The organism is Streptomyces barkulensis (genome assembly GCF_002843305.1).
GTDB classification, from domain to species: Bacteria; Actinomycetota; Actinomycetes; order Streptomycetales; family Streptomycetaceae; genus Streptomyces; species Streptomyces barkulensis.
Genome location: NZ_PGSG01000004.1, coordinates 25,458 through 46,205, shown reverse-complemented (window position 1 = coordinate 46,205; position 20,748 = coordinate 25,458). Strand labels below are relative to the sequence as shown.

Genomic DNA, 20,748 nt, shown 5'->3' with positions numbered 1-20,748 from the left:
GTCGCCTTCCACCTCCGCCAAGGAGGTGTGAGCAGAGAAGCCTCGGGGGTTGAAGTCGGAGGCCTGCCCGCTTACCGCCGAGTCATCGTGGTCTATCGCAGGACGGGGTGGTTGGCGGATGTGTACTCGTCCGCGATGGTGAAGATGCTGGCGCAGTGGGGGCATTCGGCCTTGCCGAAGAGGTGGGCGATTCCGTCGGCGAGTGCCGCGTGCCCGTCTCGGACGGCAGTCTCGTGCATCCACCGGCCGATGCCGGGGAGTTCTTCGGGGGATGCTGGCCGCAGGCTGCGGCGGTTTACGTCTCCCAGGTGCCAGTCCCGGATCGCCGAATAACGTCCGTGGTCCCCGATGGCGATCGTCACTTCCACGGCGCAGTGGGGGCATGCCAGGTGGTAGAAGTCGTCCGTGAAGTCACCCAGGACGGCACTCCAGTGGTACTGCTTCTTGGCCGCGAGCAGATCGAGGAAGGTCTCGAGGTAGTCGGCCGGTCGCGTTTGCAGGTGCCGGTCCAGCAGCTTGCGGAACTCCGTGATCGCGTCGGCGCAGTCGGCCAGCAGATCGTCGCGGCCGTGGTGTCCTGCCGCGCGTCGCAGGATCGTTCCGGCCAGTTCGCGTGCCTGTGCGCTCCTGGGGGCGAGACGCACCAGGCGCGGCAGGGCGGCAAAGCCGGCGGGGAAGACGAGGTCGTGTTCGAGGACCAGCCGGTACCCCAGCTCCTCCCACACTTCGGTGTTGTCCTCGAGTTCTACCCGCTCCAGAAGCTCGGGGACACGGTCGACGTCCCCGTAGCAGTCGTGCATCTGTGTCCAGTCCATCATCCGGGCATTAAAGCGCCATGCTGGCAGCCGGGGTGGGGGTCTTCTGTTTCTGGTCCGCCGGACAGGCCCTGCCTGTGTGCCTGGTAGCGGCGCTCGGCGCTGGGCCGGTATCTGGTGGTGTTCGGCCGGGTTACGGCGGTTCTCGTCCTGTGCACGGTGCTGATCATGGTGTGCCCCGAGGGCTTGGCGGTGCTGCTGGTCACGCGGGTGGTGGTTCTGTTGTTGATCGCTGGGGTGGTGATGCAGCAAGTCGTGCTGTTCCTGCAGGCGCAGCGCCGCTCGCAGGGACAACCTCGCGGCGGTGGTCACTCGGTGATGGTGCCGGTGAACTCGGGGAACTCGTAGTCGGTCTCGAAGTCTTCGGTGACGCGCTGCACGGTGACGACGATGTTCTTGCCGTACTTTTTCTCCAGCGCCCCGTCCTCGGTCTTCACTGTGGTGATGCCAGGGGCGAGGCGCCCGCTCAGAGGCGCGGCGTCGTTCTCGTACTCGGTGCCATATGCCTCGCCGCCGTTGGTGGCGCCCTCGACGACAGTGGACAGTTCGTCAAGGTTGACCGGTGTCTTGCTGGCGTTGGTGACCTTCAGCTTGAGCCGAAACTCGTACATGCTCGGGTCGGGCTCTTCGTACTCGCTCCAGTCGGTGAAGATGCGCGCTTCGGTGATGGAGACTTTCAGCCCGTCGGGCCAGGAGTAGGTCTTGCCGAACTCCAGGGAGGCTGGCTGCCCGTCGCCGCCGGTGCCGGGCTGGTCGGCGCAGTGCTCCATCCACTCGGCCTGGTCCAGGCTCTGGTCAGTGCAGTCGACGCTGGTGCTCGGGGCGGGGCTGCTGGTCTTGGCGGGCTCGGTGCGGGCTTCGCCGGCGTCGTCGCCGTTGGAGCAGGCTGCGAGCGGTAACGCAGCGGTGAGCAGGAGCGCCGCGATGCTCCGGTTGGTGCGCATGGTGTGGTCCCCCACGGGTGTCCTGTATGGCGGGACCACGGTAGCCGTGAGGTATGTGACCGGTGCCGGAGTGACCTTTTCGTGACGAAGGGTACTAGTTCTGCTCGCGTCTGCGCCTCATTCGGCGAGATGCTCGGGCGGGGCGCACCGTCGGTCGTCAGGCGCTAGGGCAGATGTGGTCGCGCACCAGTTGCAGGATGCGGGTGGACTTCGCTTCACCGAATCCATCGGGGTGGTTGGGGCTGGTGAACCGGGCGTTGGTCAGCTCGATCAGCTTGGCCTCGTCGTTGGGGTTGTCGCGATTGGAGGTGCACTGGTTCCGGCCGCGGTCGACGGCCTTCTCCTCCTTGCCGTGGACGATGTCGGGGTCGATCGTCTCCAGGCCGTTGATGAACGCGGCCCAGTGTTCCGCAGCGGGTTCGGGCGGGAAGGGTGCGCCGTTGTCCGGCCATGTTGTCGCCTTGGGCTCGGGACTCTTCGTGGCGGGCTCTGGCTCCTCGCTCTTTGCCGGCTCCTTCTTCTCCTGCTCGGTCTTCTCTGGAACCGGGGGCGAACTGGCGGCCGGGGCGGAGGTGCTGGTGTCGTCCTCGTTCTCGACGGGGGCGACGATCGAGCCGACGGTGCCGATGAGGAAAAGCAGGGCCAAGGCACCGAGGCAGCCGAGCCCTGCGATCTTCGCCGGGTGGGGCTCCTTCTTCGGCGGTTGCGGGGCGGGCGGCCCCCATCTGGGCGGGGGCGGGGGCGGAGGCGTGGGCTGCTGCTGCATGGTGTTCCTACGGTGCTGTGCGGGCGGTTGTACAGGGGGTCCGGGGATGGTGTGTCAGACCTCGGGTTCCTGCGGAAGGTTGTAGTCATGTCAGTCGTTCTTCGGCTTCGGCTGGTTGTTCTTCGGTGGGTAGTGGCCGCCGCGCTTGGTGTCGTAGACCGTCTCGTACTGCGGTTCCGGTTGGGTGCCGGGTTTCATCGACAGGGTCTTCTTCAGCATCATCTTGGTGTTTTCCTGTCTCGTCTTGTGTGGGATGGGTGGGCCGGGGCGGGTCGAACGTTTTGGCGGATGGCGGCTCGTCCTGGAGTCGGTCGTCGTGCTGCTCGGCGCTGATCGGCGCGTACTGCGGCAGCAGCTGGTCGGCCGTTTGGTGCCAGATCTCGCAGCGCTGCGGGCCGGTGTAGGGGTGGGTGGCGCGGTTCTGCGTGAGGAGTTCGGCCGTGATGGTCTTGGTGTCGCGGTCGCAGAGTTCGACGACGATGCCGCGGTGCAGCACGTGTCGCTCGGGCGGCTGGTTGGGGTCGTCGGTTCGGGTGATCAGGTAGCCGTAGTGGGTGGCCACTGCTCGGTGTCCTGTCCTGGTGTCTCGGATGGGTGTGTCTCGCCCCGGTGTCCTGTCCTTGCTGTCTTGGTGTCTCGCTGTCCCGCCGGGTGTCCTGGCGGGACAGCACGACGGAGCGGGTCAGGTCGGTCCGGGGTTGGGTTGGCGGGTGCGTATTGTGGCCTGGTGGCACAGCTCGCGGTAGCGGGTCTGCGTCTCGCGCCGTGCGGCCGGGTGCCCGCTGGCGGCGGCGTGTCGCAGGAGCTCGGCTGCGAGGAAGTCGGCCTCCTCCTGGTGCTCGAGGGCCTCGGTCTCGCAGATGTCCATCGGGGGTTCTCTTTCAGCTGAGCAGGCGGGCGAGGGCAAGGATCAGCAGGATGGCCAAGACGGTGAAGAAGACCGCCTTGTCACCGGTCGGCGCGTCCTTCCAGGGCTTCGTGGGGGTGAGGATTTCCTCGGCGTCGGGGTGGTGGCCGCCGTGGAAGCGGTCCCGGTGCCGCTGGCCCTCGGCCTGGGCGGCGCGGTGGCTGGGGACGGCGGGCGAGGTGGTGCGGCATTGGGGGCAGCGGTACCGGTACACGGGTTCCTCCTGAAGGTTCTTGGGGTGTCCCTGTGGGCATACCGGCGGCCGCGCGGGCGGGCGGCCGGTGTTCACCCGCCGGTCTCTCCTGAGGTAGTCGGGGTGGTAGATAGGCGGGTAGGCGGGGGTAGCTGGGTGGTATTTATGCAGGTAGACGCGGGGGTAGTTCGGTCGGGTAGATGGGGACGGCCTCGGTTGGGGAGGGGGCCGGTTTGGGGTCTGCGGGGAGGTCGTCGCGGTGGATGCCGGGCCGGTTGCGGCCAGTGACTTTCAGCTGCTGCCGCACGGGGATTCCCCAGCCCTCCAAAGCAGTGCGGAAGGCGGGCAGGTCGAGGTCGGTGAGCAGGTGATGGGCGTGGGCGTTGTCCAGGAGGTCGGCGAGGTGGACGCCGTTGCGGTTGCCGATCATCTGCCGGGCCCAGTCCACAATGGCCGCGTGGACCTCTTCGGGGGAGCGCGGTTCGGTGCCGTCGCGGGGTTCCTTCTTCGGTTGTTCGCGGGGGGCGAGGGCGAGGGCGGCGATGACCCAGGCGGCGGTCGCGACGCCGGCGGCGGGGAGAAGGTAGGGGGCCAGGGTCTGCGTGATGAGGGCGGCCACGCCGGAGAGCAGGGGTAGGGCGACGAGGCCGGCCAGGATGGCGATGGCGAGGCTCTCGAGCCGGTCGGCCGCGCCGCGGGCCGACTGCTTGCCGGGAGAGGCCTTGGGCCGGCCTCTCCCCTCTTTGTTGGTCTTGTCCTGTTCCGGGCTGTCCGGCACGGGCTGCTCGGCGTGCACGGTCAGGGTGTCCTGGCTGTCCTGTCCCGTGTCCCGGCTGCCACGCTGGGGCGGGACAGCCGGGACAGGTGGTGTGGTGTCTCGCTGTCCCGCCTTGCGGGACAGAGCCCAGGCGGCGGCCAGGGCGCGCAGGAGGTGGCGGGCCAGGACGGCCGACCCGGTGAACAGGTCCCCTCGGCGCAGGCCGCGAAAGGGGACGAGGAGTTCGTCGCGCAGGCTCATCACGCCGCTCCGGTGGCCTGGCCGATGGCCATGCGGACGGCGTTGGCGAAGATGCCCCAGATGCCGCCGGCCTGGCCGTAGGAGACGGCGGCCGCGAGCCCGAAGAACGCGGGCCAGACCATGCGCTTCCAGCGCGGGCCGAAGGTGATGAGGGTCAGGGCCAGGGCCATGCCGCCCTGGCCGGGGTCGCCGAGGCCGGAGCCGTCACCGAGGACGGAGGCGGGGATGCTGTTGACGCCCTGGACGATGTCGGCCCAGGTGCCGCCGGCGGCCATCCACAGGATGCCGGTGACGATGGCCGCGCCCCCGGTGCGCTCCTTGGTGTTGAGCTTGATGCGGTCGCTGCCGCGCACGCCAAGGACGAGGATGATGCCGGCGGCGAGGGCGAGACCGGAGAGGGTGATGGCGCCGAGGATCTGGCCGCCGGTGATGCCCTGGACGGCCTCGGGTGCGCCGATGAGGAGGTGGTCGGTGAACACGGTACGGAGGCCTTTCACAGGGAGGGACCGGGGGCGTACAGGGCGGTGGCCAGGAGCGCGGAGGCCAGGGGGGTACGGGCCAGCCAGCGGGCGGTCCAGTGCCAGTGGCGGATGCGGCGGTCGATGAGCCACCACAGGCCGCCGCACATGCCCGCGGTGGTGGCCAGCAGGGAGATGGCGCCCGGACCCAGTCCCCAGGCGGTGCCGTGCTGGTCGAGCCAGACCACCGGCAGGGGGCCCATGCGGCGGGCGACCTCGGCGGCGATGGTGGTCAGGACGATGCGGGAGACCAGCGGCTGGGGCAGGACGACGCGGACGTACTCCAGGCCGGTCAGCTTCCAAGCGGTGATGGCTCCGGCCGCAGTCAGCAGGGAGGCGAACACGCCGGTGGCGGCCTGTTCGGCGGCGGGCAGGGCGCTGCTGAGGAGGGAGACCAGGCCGGTGGCGTATCCGGCGCTGGCGGCGGTGGCGTTGAAGGCGATGACGCGCAGGGTCCGGTCGTCGGTGGCCGCCCTAACGCGGGACTTCGCAGCGGGCGGCGGGGTGTCCGTCCCGGTGTCCTGCCTGGGTCTCTCGGTGTCCGGGGCGGGGGTGTCCTGTCCCGGGCTGCTGTCCGTCCCGGCGGTGTCCTGCGGCGCGGGCTCGGTGTCCTGCTTGCGGAGACGGGCCTGGAAGCGCTGCAAAGGGGCCAGCTGCCCGTTCCCCTCTTTCCCCGTCTCGCTGTCGGCGGGGGCGGTCTCGGTGTCCTGTCCGTCGCTCTGTCGCGGGACGACCGGGACATCGGTGTCCTGTCCCGTGTCCTGTCGCGCTGTCTCGGTGTCGCGCTGTCCCGTCTCGGTGCCCGTGTTCTCTTCTTCCGGAGACAGGGTGGGCAGGGGTGCGGGGCCGCGGCGCCAGTCCGGCAAGCGGCCGGAGCGGCCGGTGACCGGCCGGACCCGGGACCCCTCCCCGACGGTGGGGGCCTGGGGCTGCTCGGTGCCGTCCCGGTTGTAGAGGCGGTCCCACCAGTCGTCGGTACTGGCGGGGGTCTGCGTGGTGTGGTCGGTCATCGGTTCCTCGAGTCAGGGTCTGGGGCGGCCGTCCGGCCGGGAAGGGAGTCCGGCCGGACGGCGGCCGCGCGCGGGGCAGGCCAGAGCGATCAGGCGTAGAAGCCGGTGCCGTGCTCAGCGGCGGCCTTGAGGATCGCGTCGATGGCGCGGGTGCGGGACTTGCGGAAGGTCCCGGCCGGGACGTCGCCGTGCACGGCCTGGACACGGGCACGCAGGACGTCGCGGTCGTTCTCGCCGACCCCGTCGTAGATCGCGTCGACGACGGTGTCCTTCACCGACGGCGGGGTGTTCTGCGGCGGGCGGGGCGGCAGGGCAGCGGGCAGTACCTGCTCCTCCCGCTCCTGGGCCGGGCGGGACACCGCCGTCCTGGGGGCGGGGACAGGGGTGTCCCGGCTGTCCTGGGGGTCCGGCGAGGCGGTCAGGACGAGGGCGGCGCGGTCGGCGATCTGCTGCTCGACCGGGACGGCGGGGATGGGAGCGCGGTGCAGGAGTTCGGGTTCCGGGCGCGCGGCACCAGCCGGGACAGGACTGTCCTGCCCGCTGTCCTGCTGTCCTGTCTCGGTGCCGGGTGTCTCGCTGTCGCGGGTGTCCCGCTCCGCTTCCAGGGCGGGTGTCTCGGTGTCGCGCTCGGTGTCCTGTCCCGGCTGCAGGGCGGGGGCCTCGGTGAGGCCGAGCATGTCCGCCAGGGCGTTGTCGGCGCCCTGGCCGAGGCGGCCGCGCTGAACGGTGACCAGGTGCGCACCGAGCTGGGCGTCGCCGACACCGACCTGCCGGGCCAGCCGCCACGAGACGCGCTCGGAGTACCAGCGCACTCGCTCCGACGGGTGCTTGGCTGCGCGGGCCCGGTGGTAGGCCAGGCGCTGCATCGTGCGCGCGTTGCGGCGCAGCGCCTCCATGTCGATGCCGGTGCGGTGGGTGACGATGCGGCGGGCCAGCAGGCCCAGACCCTCGGCAGCGACGCACATGGCCATCGGAGTGATGGAGTAGACGACGGCCTCGGTGACGGTGTCGGCGACCACCAGGCAGGTGACCGCCGCGGCGATCGGTGCGCCCCACAGGCCGGCGCGGACCGGGGCCGGGGAGGGCTGGCCGAGCATGGTCAGGCCGAGCATCACCAGGGCGAGGATGAGGGTGACGCCCTCCCCTCCGGCGACGACACCGAGGGCGGTGGCTGCGCGGCCGAACTCGACGGAGACGTTGGTGTAGGTGCCGACGGCTCCGGCGATGCCGGTGCCGAGCATGAGGGCCCCGGCGGCGCCGAGGACGAACTTCTGCCCGCCGGTGAGCCGGGGGCCGTCAGTGGGCTGTGCGTCCTCAAGGTCCGGCGCGTCCTCCGAGTCCGGGTCGGGCTGCTGTGCGGTCATCGGGTGCGGTGTCCTCTCGAGGTGGTTCGGGTGCGGTGGTGGGTGCGCCAGGCGAGAGGGGCGACGGCGGCGGCCGGGGCGGGCCGTTGAGGGCGGCGACCGCCGCGGTGGTGGTGAAGCCCCAGCGGGCCAGGCCGGTGCCGAGCTGCCGGTCGGCCGCGTGGCGCCAGCGGATACGTCAGGGCCGAGCGCTCACTGGCGAGCCTCGGCGACGGCCAGCTCGGTGCGGGTGAGCTTGAACCCGTGACCCGAGAGCACGACCTCCGCGAGGGCGTCGGCGGCCTCGGCGGTACCGTGGGCGGAGAAGGGCCGGCCGTCCTCCCGCACCAGCAGGTGGACCCGGCCGTGGTCCGGCCAGGTGCCCTGTACCGGCACGGACCGGGTGGCGTAGTCCGTCAGCGGCTCGTTGTCGCGGGCCGACTCGACCGTGCGGCTCGGCACCCACCCGGACGGCTGGGCGCCTTCGGCCTCGGCCGCGCGGCCGCACGGATGGTGTGGGCGGAGCGGATCTCGCCCCAGCACAGGTACAGGTGCACCGCCGGGCCCAGGCACAGCAGGTCCAGCTCCTCGGCCAGCGCGCCCAGCACCGCCCGGTCGCCGTGCCGCTGCACCAGCCGCGCCGCCTCCTGCCATGCGCGCTCCGCATCCGGCGCGTCACCAGGGCGGAGGCGATCGTCTCCAGCGCCAGGCGCAGCCGGTTGCGCTCCTCCTGCAGGGACTGGACACGCTCCTGCGATGCGGGCGCCGCCCTCGGTCCAGGTGGTCTCAGGGTGACCCTGCGCGCCGTGACAGGTGTGGCACGGAGCCAGCGTCTGGGCGGCCATCAGGCGTGCACCCCCGCGAGGCGGAGGCGGATGCGGGTGGCGTAGTCGGCACGGGTGTCGCCGGGGAGGATCTCAGGGGCCTGGGCGCGGGCGGCGTCGGCGGTGCGCAGCAGGGCGCAGCGGCCGGTGCCCTCGGGGTCGGCGGCGCGGTCGGCGATGACCAGGAGCGCGCCGTGGTCCATGGGCCGGTTCGGGTCCAGGGTGGAGAGGCGGTCGGCGACGGTGCCCAGGATGCGGCGGGCAGCCTGGGCACCGTCGTGCTGGACGCGGCGGAGGGCCTCGGAGGTGATGGGGTCACCGGCGAGGGGGGTGCCGGTGTGGCATCGGGCGCGGATACGATCGCGCATTGGATCTCCCGTGTGGCTTCGTGGTCTACGGGTGGTCTGGCCCCGCTTGCCTGCGGGGCTGGCCCCGGCCCACATGGCGTGTGCAGCGCCGGGCCGGGGCCGTTTTGCTTACGAGACCGAAGAGCGTGGCCCCGCACGCCTAAGCTAGACCCTAGGGTCTTCTCCATGCAAGACCCTAGGGTCTAGCATGGTCGGTGGCCGCGCTCTCGCGTAGAAGGGAGAGCGGGAGTGGCAGAGCAACCCGAGGAGGTGCGGAGGTTCTTGGAAGCCATCGATGCCCTGGAGGCCATTGAGGATGACGCCGCATGTGCGAGCGCCGTCTCTGACCTGCTGAAGACGTGGCCTGATCACCACGCGCGCCTGCGGGAGATCAGGCAGCGGCGGGTCCAGGCGCTGAAGAACAGCGGCAAGACATGGGCTGAGATCGCCACGATCCTCGGCGGCGTTCACCCCACCCGCGCCCAGCAGATCGCCAAGGGTCTGCGCGGCGAGAAGAACCGGCCGAGGAAGGAGTCTGACGGCATGGCAGCCGAGTAGTTGCAGACACAGGTACGGCCGAGCGGTGTGGTGACCGCCCGGCCGTGAGTACCAGCGGGTTAGCGGCCCGCTGATCAACAGTTCCCCACGTAGCAAGTAAGGACTGCCTTTGCGCAGCGTACATGGGCCTGCTTTGGCATGCCCAGATTCTCCCCTGCCCGCGTGGACGCCCGTGCCCCGGGAGGAGCAGGAGGCCACCACCACGGCGTCGCGCCGTGCGCAGCCGCGCCCCTGGCGGCGCGTGGTGCGCTGGCTCGTCGACGCCGGCCTGCACCCGCGCGCCTCGGCGACGACCGTGCGCGTGGCCGAGGACCTCGCCCGCCGCATGGACTACATCGAGGGCCGGGCCATCTACGACCTGGCCGGCACCGCGGCCCGGCTCGGGCTGTCGGAGCCGACGGTGAAGCGCCACGTGCGGATCCTGCGTGAGTTGGGGGCTCTGGTGTGGCTCGAGCACGGCTCCCGCCGCAACCTCCACCTGCCCGGCCAGAAGTACACCGCGACCGCCACGGTGTACGGCGCGGCCGTTCCCCTGTGCTTCGACGAGGCGATGGGGCACCGGCTCGAGGGCGCCGGGTACAGCGACCGCCGGGTGGTCGGCGTGACCGGGGCCGGCCGGGAGCGGTCGGTGGCCGAGGCGCAGCGCGCAGCGGATGCCTGCAGGCCAGCCCATGATCCCCCTTCTCCTGGTGGGTACAGGGGGGTTGGGAAAGCTGGGGTGAGTGGTGGGGTGAAAGACCCCCCGCGCGCGGCGTGCCCCACCGCATCCAGCCCGAAGAAGACCACCAGCCGTCGGCGGACCGGCCGGTCGACAGGTCGCCCCGCATGGCAGGTCGCCCGGGACATCGCCATCGCCCGCCAAGTCCGGCCCCGTGTGGCCTGGACCCAGCGCGAGGGCCTGCGGCGGCTCGCCTACTCGCTGCGGCCGCTCATCGACGCCGGGCTCAACGCCGAGGCGATCGCCGTGGAGCTGCACTCCTGGTGGTTGGACTGGCGTCCGCAGCAGCCGGCCGGGTTCATCACCGCGGAGCTGCGCCGCCGCGACGCCCGGGCCGCCGTGGCGGGCCCGGTGTGCCCGACAGGGCCGACCGAGGAGTTCCTCGAGGCGGGCGTGGCCGCGGACGACGACGGCCAGGAGCCGGGGATCGGCGAGGGCCGGGTACGGCTGGAGGACCTCCCGCGCGAGGCGGTGGTGGCGCTGCGGTCGGCCGCGCTCGAGGACCCGGACCTGGTCGTCACCGCGGTCGAGGAGCTCGGCCTGCGCGACGCCCGCAGGCTGTACACCAGCACGCTGGTGGACCGAGCGCTGCGGCTGAGGTTCCGGCTCAGCGGGCACGCCCGGCTGAATCTGTGATGCCCTGTCAAGGCACGAAGAAGCCCCCACCAAGCGGTGGAGGCTCCGCCGTGGTCGCGGTCTGCTACGGCAGGACCAGCCGCAGGGCCCAGCCGGCCTGCTCCTCATCCCGGACCAGGGACGGCTGGTACGTCTCCGGCGCGGGCCGCCCGGCCGCTTCCCACGCGGCGAGCCAGCCGCGCAGGACCGTCAGGGACGGGGAGTCGGGGGCGTCGGCGAGGATCGTGCCGTCCTGCCGAATGACCGCAACCGACCCCGGAGCGGAGTGCCCCAACCCGAGTTCGTCGACAGCAATCTCGGTCACGGTCAGGTGCATGCCTCCGACCGCGGCCACGTAGGTCCGCCAGCTGTCCCAGTCGATCGCCCCGCCCTGGTAGGGCTCGGTGTAGGCGTTCTTCAACAGCCGCTCCAGGGCAGTGCGGGCGCCGGTGTGCAACCAGTCGTCCTACTCGCGCCAGGCGGTGGAGATCCAGGACGGGGCGGGAATGCGGTTCTCCCAGTCCACCCAGCGCAGCGGCACGTCGAAGTCCACGCGGGGGGAGTTGCCGGTTTCGATGTAGCCGCCGTGGGACACGTCCTCGACCCGTGGCCCGCCCACTCCGACAGTGACCCGGGCGACGGCGGTGACCTTGGGGACGTCCGCGATCGGCAGCGCGGCCACGATCGTGGCTCCGACGGTGAGCTGGTTCACCCACGCCTGGGGGAGCAGCGGCGGAGCGCACCAGGCCACCAGCCGGTCGTACGGGGCGCGCTCGGGGTGTCCGGCGGTGCCGTCGGCGGTGTGGCAGCGGATGTTGGTCAGGCCGCGGCGGTGGTGCAGGAGGTTGGCCCAGCGGGTCATGTAGGGATCGACGTCGAGGCTGGTGACCCGTCCGTTGTCGCCGACGAGGTGGGACAGCAGCGCGCCGGAGTAGCCCGAGCCGGTGCCGATCTCCAGGATGCGCATACCCTCGGCGACGCTCAGGGTGGTCAGCTCGCGGTGGATCGCGGCGGGGTTGGACCGGTTGTCGGTGGGGCCACGGTCGGCGTTGTGGGTGTAGTACCGCTCGGGAACGGCGGCGGCGTCGGGAACAGAGGGCACAGCAGGTTCCCCTCAGGTGCAGGTGGGTGGACTTATGTCCTGCAACCAGCCTGGGCAGGTGAAGGTCACGGGGTGTTCACGAATCGGTCCGGCCTGGGGCTGCGGAGCGTGTTGAAAATCGTTCTCCAGCCGGACGGTGATCGTTCCCCGTTTCTGCCAAGCGGCTGGCCCTTGGGGCCAGCACGGTGAGTCAGTACCGCAGGGGGTGAGGCCCAGGGTGGCGGGGGTCCGAGGTCACGCCTTGGGCTCGGTGTTGTAGGCGTACACGCGGATGGGGTCGAGGTGCAGTTCATGGGGCCCGAGACAGTCCGCGGCAAGGGTTGCCACGAGTGCTCCGCAGGCGCACATCATGTTGCGTCCCCCTGTTCCCAACGGCCCGCAGCACCCGTGGTGTATGCCCAGCGCGCCGGCCAGGCGGAGGCTCGGCACGCCGTTCGGATGCACGATCACCGAGTTCCTGGGGCCGGCGGAGACCGCTCCAGCCAGCTCGGGAGGCATGAGAAGAGCGCGATTCCCCGACACTTCAGAGGCGTGGTCGTGCGCTGGCGGCCGCACAAATGGTGCGCCCCACGGCTTCGGGTCGATGGCGTAGGACCCCATGGGCACGGTTGACGGTGCCAACCAGGTATTGCGGTCGCGGTCTGCGTCGGCTACGCGGGCGTCGGGGACCTCTGGAAGCTCCTGAAGGTCGCGGGTCAGTTGAGCACCGCACCTCGCACAGTAGAAGACCGTCATGTCGGCCGTTCTACCCGACTGCCGCGCCGAGTGTGTGGTCGCGGTACTGCTGAAAGGCGTGCCAGCCTGTCGTCTGTCGTGGAGTGATGAGGTCTCCTTCCATGCAGTCGAGGACCTTGCAGTGCAGGGCTTCGGCGAGGCGGAAGACAGCTGTGAAGACATCATCGCCGGAGCCCCGGACGTGGAGCGTGATCGAGTCCACTGGGTCGTCTGGTCCGATGTTGAGTTCCATCGACCAGGCGGGGCCGAGGATCTCCCCCAGGTCGGGTCGGAAAGGTCGGCTTCGGGGACGGCGCATGGGATGGTCGCAAGGACATCATCCAAGCGGCCGAGTGGAGTCGACTCGTATGCATCGGAGAGTTACTGGACCGAGGTGATGTCGTCGGGCAGGCGGAACAGGAGTAGGTCCCAGCTCATGGTGTCCTTCCAGTGGTGGACGAACGGTGTCAGCAGGCTGTTCAGATCAGCCGGAGCTGTTCTCCGGGAGTTTGCGGCAGGAGCCCGTTCTGCAGCCGGTGGATCTCTGCGCGCCAAGCGCGGCCACGAATTCCGTCCCAGAGCTCGAGCAGCTCGGACGGCTCGGTCATGACACGGTCGAGTGCCTGGAGGGTGAGGTCCCGTAGGCCAGCGAGGTCAGGAAGGGGCTCTTTCGGTCCCTAGACGGAATCGATGGCCGGGCCCTGTGGGCATTGCGCGGCGACGAGGGCGGCTGCGGTCACCGCGACATCGGATTCGGACGCTTCGAGGCACTTCTCTGTACCGATCACACGGGCGAGAGCGCTGCGGATCATGCCCTCTCTTTCGTCTGCGGCTGCCTCGTCGAGATCGTCACAGAAGTCCGCTGCGGTGTCGTTTTCGAACGGGCCGGTGCCCCAAGTGCCCATAGCCCCTCCAGACCGTGGTGTTGACTAGAAGATCCTGACAGCAGCGTCCACACGGTTCCAGTGATGTTCACGGGGCCTCTGCTGAGGGGCCCAGAGGGGAAAGGAGCACTTACCGAACCGGCAGATGCGTTTCCGGTCCGTCGGCGGCCCCCGCGTCCTCCGGCTGTCGGCGGCAGGGGCCAAGATGGGCTGCATGATGAAAACCGGGGCGGATTACGCCTGGTTCGAGAACGACTTTCCAGACATCGCCGAGGCGTACTGCTTCACCCTGGTAAGGGGCCTGGCTCCGGCTGAGGTGGTGTCTCGGCTCGAAGGACACCCAGAGGAACCTTTGCACGGTATAACGGCAGTGGTCGATGCGGCCTTCGCCCAGTTCGACTCGGCGGAGGGCGACCGTCAGCTGGTCGCTATGACGGCGGTGGGGGCATGGACTCTGCTGGTCGAACCCGACGGCTACCTGGGAGTCACCGAAGAACGAGCGCTACCGGCCTCCGCAGGGACAAGCTGGATCTCTCACTTCGTCAACATCAACGGCGTCGGTACGTTCCTCTGGGCGGAGAACCAAGTGCTACGGCTGTGCTTCGACCTCATGTTCCCGGATGACCGCTGGGGCACCACTCCCGATGAGCTCCTGGACGTGCTGCAACGAATCGGCTTCCACTTCGGCGAGGAGACACCCGAGACAGATCCGTCCTCACTCGCGGCGTTCGCGCTGGCAGAACACCTGGCCGATGTCGCCATCACCCCGGGACTACTCACGGAGACCACGTTCGCCTGCGCCACGGTACGGACTCAGTGATGCCGACCGTACGTGGTTCCGGGGCTGAGCAGTGCGGGCAGGATGTGGATGATGTTGCGGTGACGAACATCAGCGACGACCACGTGAAGGTCCACTTCCCCCTGGAGGTGGATGAGGACGGCTGGCCGCCAGCGAGCGTGGAGAGCCTGTGGGCGGTGGACCTCGGCAACGGGATCGTGCGGCTGGACAACACGCCCTGGTTCGTACGCGGAGTCGCCAGCGACGACATCATCCGGGTGGACATCGACGATGAAGGTGTCCGCTGGGCCGGGGAAACGGTGCGGGCTTCGGAGCACTGCACCATCCGTCTGATCGTCCTGAAGGACGGTGGCTCGGATGCCGCTCGGCAGACCGTGCTGGAGACCTTCCACCGCCTGGGCACGACGGGCGAAGGGATCGAGCAGTTCCGGATGGTGGCTCTCGATGTTCCACCGGATGCCGACCTGCCTCGGATACGGAAGCTCCTGGAGCATGGCGAGGCCAAGGGGTGGTGGCATTGGGAGGGAGGGTGTGTCACCGCGGCGTGGCAGGCAACGGAAGCGACGTGACCGCCCTGGCGGCTCGTCTCCCCTGGTGTGGAGGCAGCGTGGAGGACTACAAGTGACCATCTTCCGCTGTGCCAACTGTCAGCATCCCCTGACGAACGACGTGGAGGCTGGGGAACCAGTGCGAGGGCCGGAGCGGTCGGCGGCCCACGCGATCGCCTCTAAGATGCTGTATCACCCGCCCCTTCCGTACCAACCAGCCAGACCTGGAGCATGAGCCACACATCACCGGCCCATCCACCGTCCTCAACCTTCCCCAACAGCTCGCCGACGTGCTAACCGCCGACTCTCCACCTGCTTATGGGCGCACTTCTTGGGTGCAGCCATGACCGGCGTCCCGGGGCTTCGATGTCTCCATCAAACCTGGGACGGCTCAGGCTGGCGCAAAGCTCGTTCACAGCGCGGGTGTGTCTGCGGGCATCTGGGAGACGAGTCGTTCGCGGAGCTGGGCGATGTCAAGGCCGAGGCGGTCGGCGATCTCGGGTAGGTGGACGCGTGGGACGGTTGAGGCCAGTCGGATGGCGTCGTCGTCCCACGCGCATTCAAGCGCAGTGCCGGAGAGCAGGTGGTTTCTGGCCTGTGTTGCGGCGTCGGTGATGAGGGCATGCAGTCGATCCGCGTGGGGGGCCGGGGTGGGTGGAGGGGGCCATGACCGTGCTGCTGTCTCCGCGCTGCGGGGAATACTCGGAGCGTAGTCGGGGAGAACAGGCAGCTCGGCATGTTCTCGGTACCAGTTCCAGGCGTGGTGAGCGGTGACGTGGATCTGGCCGCCGGGAGCAGTTCGGGTGGTGGTCATTGCCGTGTCTGCTCCGGGTGCAGCCGCTTCGTTCCTCGTGGGCTGAGGCAGCAGGCCGCGTAGGGTTGCGAACTCGGCGGGACGGGTGGTCAGCAGCCGAGTGACGGCATGGGCCAGGGCCGCCGCATGTCGGCACGGTGAGATTCCGCAGGTGCAGGCGAAGCCGATTTCCGCGGCGACGGGGGCTACCTGCACGTTGCCGGTGTGGGCACGGTCGGCCAGGCAGTCGGGGAGCTCCCCGTCACGGAGCTTCCGGTGATGACCGCAGTGCGTGGACGCGGCACGGACAGCGGCTACCTGCTCACTCGTCAGGGAGGGCAGGGTGATGACCGTGTGGGCTTCCTCTTTGCTGTGCCGTGCCGTGGCCATGGCGGTGACCTGGCCGGGTGTGATCGTCAGGTGTGCGATGCCGCCCGCTGTCAGGTCGTTGTGGCCGGCGAGCAGCGTCGCTTCATCGGATACGGCGGTGCGCAGGGCCGCCTGCCATGCGCTCGCCCAGGTGTTGGGGGTCATTGCTGTGCTCCCAGGGCGATCAGGTCGCAGATCTGTTCGTCGGTGAGCTCGGTCAGGGCGGAGTAGCCGTCGGCCAGGACGGCATCGGCCAGAGCGCGTTTGTGCCTGAGCAGTTCGTCCACCCGGTCTTCCAGGGTGTTCTCGGTGATGAGCTGGTGCACGGTTACGGTTCGCTGTTGGCCGAGCCGGTGTGCACGGTCGATGGCCTGGCTCTCCTTGGCGGGGTTCCAGGGGCGGTCGAAGAGGACGACGTGGCTGGCTTGTGTCAGGGTCAAGCCGCTGCCGCCGGCCTTGACCGTCATGACCATCGTCCTGCCAGGGCTGGACTGGAAGTGGTCGATGATCCGCTGCCGGTCGCGGCCCGCGGTGATGTCCCCGCTGAAGTACAGCGGGTCGAGGTCATGGGCACGCAGGTGTCGGAGGAGGTGACGGGCCATGGCCCGGTATCGGGTGAAGATCAGTACGGATTCGTCCGGGTCGGACAGGACGGGGAGCAGATCGTTCAGTGCGGCCAGCTTGCCTGAACGAGCCGCGGCGTGCTGCGGGTCGTAGTCGCCGTCCAGGGGTTCGCTCAGGTAGTGGGCGGGCGCGTTGCAGATCTGCTGGAGGCTGTTGAACAAGGTCAGCAGTAGGCCCTTGCGTTGGACGCCCTCGGCGGAGCGGATCTCCTGGAGTGTTGCGTCGGCGACGTCCTGGTAGAGGGCGGCCTGCTCGGGGGCGAGGCTGACGATCCGGGGGCTCACGATCTTCGGTGGGAGTTCCGTCAGGATCCCGGGGTCGCTTTTGCGGCGGCGCAGCATGAACGCCTTGAGGAGGCCCGACAGGCGCGTAGTGAGATCAGAGTCGGTGATGTTCTCCTCGATCGGTCGGGCGAACTGGTCACGGAAGGTCCGAAGAGTTCCGAGCAGGCCGGGGTTGAGCCAGTCCATCACTGACCATGCTTCGGTGAGGTTGTTCTCCACGGGGGTGCCGGTGAGCGCGATCCGGGCAGTGGGCTTGATGCGGCGCATGGCACGGGCCGTGGCCGTTTTGTGGTTCTTGATGATCTGGGCTTCGTCGGCGACGACCATGTCGAAGGGCTGCTCGACCAGGATGTCGATGTCGCGGCGGAGTGTTTCGTAGGTCGTGATCACGACGGTGCGGGGCGTCGCCTCGTCCAAGGAGCGGTCCGGCCCGTGATAGCGCAGGGTGGGGACGCTGGGGGCGAAGCGGTGTACCTCTCGTTGCCAGTTGATCACCATGGAGGCGGGGCAGACGATCAGCGTGGGGCCTGTGGCGCGGCGGTCCTGGTCGCGGCGGTGCAGGTGCAGCGCCAGGGCGGTCAGTGACTTGCCCAGGCCCATGTCGTCAGCCAGCAGAGCGCCGAACCCCGCGTCGGTGGTGTTGGCCAGCCAGGCCAGGCCCAGATGCTGATAGTCGCGCATCGTGGCCTTAAGGCCGCGAGGTGGCGGCACCGGGGAGGTGCGCGAGCCGCTGCGCAGGAACTCGACGAGGTCGGCCAGTGCCTCGGCCGGCTCGCATTCGAACGTGGTGCCGTCGATATTGATCTGGCCGGTCAGGGAAGCCCGCAGCGCCTCGTCGGACGGGATGGGCGGCATCTGGCGGTCAGCGGCCCGCTTGGCCGTCTCCTCGTCCACCAGCACCCACTGATCGCGGACCTTGGCCAGCGGCACAGGAGCTTGAGCGAGAGCGTCCATCTCACCGTCAGATAGGTCACCCCCGTCCACCGAGATCTGCCACCTGCCGTCCAGCACGTCGCCGAGCGAGAACTTTGGTCGCGCGGCGGAGGGTGGGCACGGCGGGCGGCGCCCCAGCACGGCTCGGGTGCGCAGCAGGTCCGTCCATTGCTGGTGCCACTCCACCCGGAGCCCGAGGCTCTGCAGTTGCTGACCGGCGCGTCCCCGCAGCAGGACAGCCTCGGCGGCCCGGAGCGTGAACCTGTCGGGGACCGTCCGCTCCAGCAGCCGTTCGGCCGGCGGCCACGCCGCCGCGATGCGGCGAAGGCGACGGCGAACGAGGGCAACGAACTCGGGATCGGAAGCGGCTTCCGCCACGGGGCGCCAGGCCCGTTGCTCGGCGACTGGTGAGTCCGGCTGGCGCACGCGCAGGTCGGCCCAGAGCAGCTCGGTGTCACCGGGGCTGTCCTTCTTCGGCGCGCGCACCGACAGCACCAACTCCAGGACTGGTGCTGGTGCCCGGTCGTCCTCAAGATCGTCAGCCCATTGGATGAGGGCCGGGTTCCGCTGCTGCTGAGGTACTGGTGCTGTGAAGGGGCCACTGCCCAGGACGACTGGAGTACCTGGGCCGCGCAGCATGGCCTCAGCGACCGCGTCGAGCCCGGCGCGGACCATGAGGCAGGGAGCCCACAACCGGTACGGCTTCGTGTCCGTGACCGCACCGCAGTGCGCCGAAGGCACCATGGCCTGCCGCAACTGTCGTGCCCGTGTCTTCTGCTCTGCTGTGAGGGGGCCCGCCCGCCACACATCCGTGCCGTCCTCGGCCAGCGACGGGAACACCCGTCCAGCGGCCACTGCCTCCAGCCCCAGGCGGATCACCTCTCGCCACACCTGGACCGAGCGGGCCTCCGTCCTCCGGTCCTGGTAGCGCCCGAGCGCGTTCGTCAGCAGCCGCACCGGCGTCTGCCAGCACTCCACCGGCCGAGGGCCGACCGCGACGCCCTGGCCCGTCGGCAGAACGAGTGTGGCCGTGCATGCCCGGATCGGCTTGGGGCACGCCGTCTCCATCGGTAGCCCGTCCTGGCGGTAGACCAGGAACCGGGTAGTCGCGCCCTGCACGTCGATCGTGAGGTCCGCACCCTGCTGCAGGACGGCCGCCAGCGCTGCCTCGGCCATGGCTGTCTCACTTCGAACGGCAACCGGACCCGCGGGACCATGACGCAGGCGATCCTTGTGCACCTCCGTCAGCGACGCGTCCGGCCGCTCTGGAGACACCGGATCGGCGGGAGTGGCCAGCAGCTCCACCATGGCCTCCGCAGCGCCTCGCTGCGCTGCGCGTTTGGTCGAGGCCGTCCCTTCCGTCCGCAGATTCTCGCCCCCCACCTCACACGTGATGGATGCGACGAATCCCACCGAAGGGTCGAGCTCCGGGTCCTCGAACTCCAGCTCGGAGATCTGGCCGGTCTGCTTCAGCTCGTTGAGCACCATCAACGCGTTCTTACCACGGCCTACCGGCACCGCCACCCGACCGAGCCGCACACCCCCGGTAGAGGTCGTGAGCTGTTTGTAGGCTTTCAGCAGCTGATTCGCTGCTTCCAGCCGAGCGCTGGATCGGCCCAGTCCGCGGCCGGCACCAGAGAGCATCTGTCCCCGGCCCACGCAGGCGGCCACGCACACGAAGAGAGGCTCCAGCCCGCTGATGCTGGGCTCGTCCTTGAAGGTCAGCTCGCTGATGAGGCCCGTTTCCTGCATGGAGAGCAGCCGGTCCTGGCGGCTTGCCTTCTCTCGCACGCCGCCCTCACCGACCACGAGGGCAGGCTCCTCTCGGGCGTGCGGAAACTCGACAGGCAGCTCGGCAAGATCGGCCAGAACGCGGTGCGCTGCGGCCCCTCGTGCTTGGCGTTTGTTGGAACGCCAGGGGCCGAGAAGAGTGACGGTTTCACCGTCGATCAGGCACGTCACCCGAGCCCGGAACGGCCCGGAGCCTTCCTTCTGCTCGTCGGTGAAGTTCGGGTTTGGGTGGTTGCGCGTTGACTGGTACAGCGTCAGCACGGCCACGGCCGTGCCTGGCTCTGCGGCCGCCTGCAGGGCCGCTCGGCGGGCTGGCTCCCACGCGGAGGAGAGCGCCCCGAACAGCACCGCGTGAAGGTCCCGGGGAATGAGTGCTCCGGCGGTGATGCGCGTCGCTACTTCCGCCACCAGAGCAGGTGCGACGCGGGGCTGCGCCAGGGCATGCTGCAACCTGGTGGCGAACGATTGATCACGGGCCTGTGTGGGGGCAGAGCCGGCCGAGTACCGGGCTGCGGGCACCCATCCCTTCTCTGCGCCGTTCTGCTCGACCGGTTCGACTCCGCACATGTGCCCGAGCAGGCTGACGGCCGCGTACTGGTGAGCGGCCTTCCTGCTCGTACGGGCGACCGCGGCCCCATGGAAACTGCCCGCGGGACTCCGCCAACCGGCCTGAGCGCTGAAAACCTTCGGCTCAGCGGACCGGATATCCCGTACAACGAAAGCGGCGGGTTCACCGACGTCCTGCGCATGAGAGTGCAGCACGGACGTCGCAACCTCGGTACGCGCCCTGACGAACGCCCAGGCAGAAGCCACCGCTACGTGGGCCGATGCGAACTGCGGCACCTGGAGCAGAAGCATGCGGAGCTCCTTCACTCCCAGGCGGCCGACGCCGGCGCGGACAGCCGCCTCCGCCGCCAGCTCGGCGGGCATGTAACGGTCCGCGCATGCCTTTTCCAGCAGTCGGCAGAACACCTGGGGCTCCAGCGCCCCGAGATCCACGCGTGAACTAGAGGGCGGACGCGGCACGCCGACCGGTTGGGTTGGAGGAGGAGTCGCCATCATGAACCTTCGAGGAGACCAGCACATCACCGTGTGAGCTGGTGCGTTCGCAATCAGCTACGAAGGTGCCTGACGGTACCGGCATTGGCCTGCGGCACAGTGTGTTGATTCCTCTGGAGTACCCGGATGTGTTCAAGCCCTGAGGCAGGTTGACAGAAGCTGTTGGCGACCGAGCTGCCCGCGGAAGGACAGAAGGAGAACGCAGAGGTGATCACCGCGGTTCTTATCCAGCCAGGGGCGTAGCGGGCACCGGGCAGCTGGAGCACAGCGCT

The 20,748-nt window shown here is 69.5% G+C and carries 23 protein-coding genes and 1 pseudogene; 5 read left to right on the top strand and 19 right to left on the bottom strand.

Annotation, left to right across the window (positions count from 1 at the left end; translation table 11 throughout):
* Positions 1-92 precede the first annotated feature (92 nt).
* Positions 93-818, bottom strand: coding sequence for a hypothetical protein (locus tag CUT83_RS00280; protein WP_143688446.1), 726 nt, complete (start codon positions 816-818; stop codon positions 93-95).
* A 156-nt stretch (positions 819-974) separates the two neighbouring features.
* On the opposite strand from CUT83_RS00280, the gene CUT83_RS00275 reads away from it, so the two are divergent.
* A complete protein-coding gene (locus tag CUT83_RS00275) occupies positions 975-1,163 on the top strand; it encodes a hypothetical protein (RefSeq protein WP_143688445.1) in 189 nt (62 codons plus the stop codon).
* Here CUT83_RS00275 and CUT83_RS00270 read toward each other — a convergent pair.
* From CUT83_RS00270 to CUT83_RS29940, 12 genes are all read right to left on the bottom strand, one after another.
* Positions 1,124-1,759: a hypothetical protein gene (locus tag CUT83_RS00270; RefSeq protein ID WP_143688444.1), complete on the bottom strand. Its 636-nt coding sequence runs from the start codon at positions 1,757-1,759 to the stop codon at positions 1,124-1,126. The genes CUT83_RS00275 and CUT83_RS00270 overlap by 40 nt on opposite strands.
* A gap of 157 nt (positions 1,760-1,916) precedes the next feature.
* The gene (locus tag CUT83_RS00265; protein WP_101253851.1) at positions 1,917-2,405 is read right to left on the bottom strand and encodes a hypothetical protein; all 489 of its coding nucleotides are present in this window, start codon (positions 2,403-2,405) and stop codon (positions 1,917-1,919) included.
* 205 nt (positions 2,406-2,610) lie between these two features.
* Positions 2,611-3,087 (bottom strand): hypothetical protein, encoded by a 477-nt coding sequence (locus tag CUT83_RS29720; protein ID WP_143688443.1) that lies wholly within the window; start codon positions 3,085-3,087, stop codon positions 2,611-2,613.
* Between the two features lie 120 nt (positions 3,088-3,207).
* Positions 3,208-3,393, bottom strand: a complete 186-nt coding sequence (locus CUT83_RS00260; RefSeq protein ID WP_101253850.1) for a hypothetical protein — start codon at positions 3,391-3,393, stop codon at positions 3,208-3,210.
* Positions 3,394-3,406: 13 nt separating this feature from the next.
* Positions 3,407-3,646, bottom strand: a complete 240-nt coding sequence (locus tag CUT83_RS00255) for a hypothetical protein (protein WP_101253849.1) — start codon at positions 3,644-3,646, stop codon at positions 3,407-3,409.
* A gap of 142 nt (positions 3,647-3,788) precedes the next feature.
* Entirely contained in the window at positions 3,789-4,643 is an 855-nt protein-coding gene (locus tag CUT83_RS00250; protein ID WP_101253848.1) for a hypothetical protein, read from the bottom strand.
* Positions 4,643-5,122: a hypothetical protein gene (locus CUT83_RS00245; RefSeq protein WP_240958545.1), complete on the bottom strand. Its 480-nt coding sequence runs from the start codon at positions 5,120-5,122 to the stop codon at positions 4,643-4,645. The genes CUT83_RS00250 and CUT83_RS00245 overlap by 1 nt, the downstream gene beginning before the upstream one ends.
* 14 nt (positions 5,123-5,136) lie before the next feature.
* Positions 5,137-6,171: a hypothetical protein gene (locus CUT83_RS00240; protein WP_101253847.1), complete on the bottom strand. Its 1,035-nt coding sequence runs from the start codon at positions 6,169-6,171 to the stop codon at positions 5,137-5,139.
* Between the two features lie 89 nt (positions 6,172-6,260).
* Entirely contained in the window at positions 6,261-7,535 is a 1,275-nt protein-coding gene (locus CUT83_RS00235) for a hypothetical protein (protein ID WP_101253846.1), read from the bottom strand.
* 192 nt (positions 7,536-7,727) lie between these two features.
* Positions 7,728-7,976, bottom strand: coding sequence for a hypothetical protein (locus CUT83_RS00230; protein ID WP_101253845.1), 249 nt, complete (start codon positions 7,974-7,976; stop codon positions 7,728-7,730).
* A complete protein-coding gene (locus CUT83_RS29715; RefSeq protein WP_143688442.1) occupies positions 7,931-8,146 on the bottom strand; it encodes a hypothetical protein in 216 nt (71 codons plus the stop codon). The genes CUT83_RS00230 and CUT83_RS29715 overlap by 46 nt, the downstream gene beginning before the upstream one ends.
* Positions 8,147-8,358: 212 nt before the next feature.
* Positions 8,359-8,706, bottom strand: coding sequence for a hypothetical protein (locus CUT83_RS29940; protein WP_158238942.1), 348 nt, complete (start codon positions 8,704-8,706; stop codon positions 8,359-8,361).
* Between the two features lie 228 nt (positions 8,707-8,934).
* On the opposite strand from CUT83_RS29940, the gene CUT83_RS00220 reads away from it, so the two are divergent.
* Positions 8,935-9,243 (top strand): hypothetical protein, encoded by a 309-nt coding sequence (locus CUT83_RS00220; protein ID WP_240958543.1) that lies wholly within the window; start codon positions 8,935-8,937, stop codon positions 9,241-9,243.
* A gap of 172 nt (positions 9,244-9,415) precedes the next feature.
* Positions 9,416-10,597, top strand: a complete 1,182-nt coding sequence (locus tag CUT83_RS00215) for a cell wall protein (RefSeq protein WP_101253843.1) — start codon at positions 9,416-9,418, stop codon at positions 10,595-10,597.
* Between the two features lie 64 nt (positions 10,598-10,661).
* On the opposite strand, the gene CUT83_RS30535 is transcribed toward CUT83_RS00215, so the two are convergent.
* The 4 genes and pseudogenes from CUT83_RS30535 to CUT83_RS00195 all read right to left on the bottom strand — a co-directional run bounded on the left by CUT83_RS30535 (position 10,662) and on the right by CUT83_RS00195 (position 13,297).
* Complete coding sequence (locus CUT83_RS30535) at positions 10,662-11,033, bottom strand: hypothetical protein (RefSeq protein ID WP_206282695.1); 372 nt, start codon at positions 11,031-11,033, stop codon at positions 10,662-10,664.
* Positions 11,034-11,042: 9 nt separating this feature from the next.
* A complete protein-coding gene (locus tag CUT83_RS30530) occupies positions 11,043-11,678 on the bottom strand; it encodes a protein-L-isoaspartate O-methyltransferase family protein (RefSeq protein ID WP_206282694.1) in 636 nt (211 codons plus the stop codon).
* A gap of 745 nt (positions 11,679-12,423) precedes the next feature.
* A complete protein-coding gene (locus tag CUT83_RS30595; RefSeq protein ID WP_240958542.1) occupies positions 12,424-12,645 on the bottom strand; it encodes a hypothetical protein in 222 nt (73 codons plus the stop codon).
* Positions 12,646-12,871: 226 nt separating this feature from the next.
* Positions 12,872-13,297 (bottom strand): annotated as a pseudogene (locus CUT83_RS00195) (DUF4259 domain-containing protein).
* A 184-nt stretch (positions 13,298-13,481) separates the two neighbouring features.
* Between CUT83_RS00195 and CUT83_RS00190 the strand changes: the two are divergent.
* Positions 13,482-14,096 carry a DUF6461 domain-containing protein gene (locus CUT83_RS00190; RefSeq protein WP_173914995.1) on the top strand — a complete coding sequence of 205 codons (615 nt, stop codon included), beginning with the start codon at positions 13,482-13,484 and terminating at the stop codon, positions 14,094-14,096.
* Between the two features lie 59 nt (positions 14,097-14,155).
* Complete coding sequence (locus tag CUT83_RS00185) at positions 14,156-14,644, top strand: DUF4265 domain-containing protein (RefSeq protein WP_173914994.1); 489 nt, start codon at positions 14,156-14,158, stop codon at positions 14,642-14,644.
* A gap of 391 nt (positions 14,645-15,035) precedes the next feature.
* Here the strand turns inward: CUT83_RS00185 and CUT83_RS00180 are convergent, their stop codons facing one another.
* Positions 15,036-15,950: a hypothetical protein gene (locus CUT83_RS00180; RefSeq protein ID WP_101253841.1), complete on the bottom strand. Its 915-nt coding sequence runs from the start codon at positions 15,948-15,950 to the stop codon at positions 15,036-15,038.
* Positions 15,947-20,416: an SNF2-related protein gene (locus CUT83_RS00175; RefSeq protein WP_240958541.1), complete on the bottom strand. Its 4,470-nt coding sequence runs from the start codon at positions 20,414-20,416 to the stop codon at positions 15,947-15,949. Before CUT83_RS00175 ends, CUT83_RS00180 begins: the two co-directional genes overlap by 4 nt.
* Positions 20,417-20,748 lie beyond the last annotated feature (332 nt).

What these genes read in the sequence shown, in the direction of transcription:
- CUT83_RS00240 (WP_101253847.1), bottom strand. Translation starts at nt 6,171, where the DNA reads ATGACCGACCACACCACGCAGACCCCCGCCAGTACCGACGACTGGTGG.
- CUT83_RS00235 (WP_101253846.1), bottom strand. Translation starts at nt 7,535, where the DNA reads ATGACCGCACAGCAGCCCGACCCGGACTCGGAGGACGCGCCGGACCTT.
- CUT83_RS00260 (WP_101253850.1), bottom strand. Translation starts at nt 3,393, where the DNA reads ATGGACATCTGCGAGACCGAGGCCCTCGAGCACCAGGAGGAGGCCGAC.
- CUT83_RS00250 (WP_101253848.1), bottom strand. Translation starts at nt 4,643, where the DNA reads ATGAGCCTGCGCGACGAACTCCTCGTCCCCTTTCGCGGCCTGCGCCGA.
- CUT83_RS29940 (WP_158238942.1), bottom strand. Translation starts at nt 8,706, where the DNA reads ATGCGCGATCGTATCCGCGCCCGATGCCACACCGGCACCCCCCTCGCC.
- CUT83_RS00180 (WP_101253841.1), bottom strand. Translation starts at nt 15,950, where the DNA reads ATGACCCCCAACACCTGGGCGAGCGCATGGCAGGCGGCCCTGCGCACC.
- CUT83_RS00280 (WP_143688446.1), bottom strand. Translation starts at nt 818, where the DNA reads ATGATGGACTGGACACAGATGCACGACTGCTACGGGGACGTCGACCGT.
- CUT83_RS00270 (WP_143688444.1), bottom strand. Translation starts at nt 1,759, where the DNA reads ATGCGCACCAACCGGAGCATCGCGGCGCTCCTGCTCACCGCTGCGTTA.
- CUT83_RS00190 (WP_173914995.1), top strand. Translation starts at nt 13,482, where the DNA reads ATGGGCTGCATGATGAAAACCGGGGCGGATTACGCCTGGTTCGAGAAC.
- CUT83_RS30595 (WP_240958542.1), bottom strand. Translation starts at nt 12,645, where the DNA reads ATGGAACTCAACATCGGACCAGACGACCCAGTGGACTCGATCACGCTC.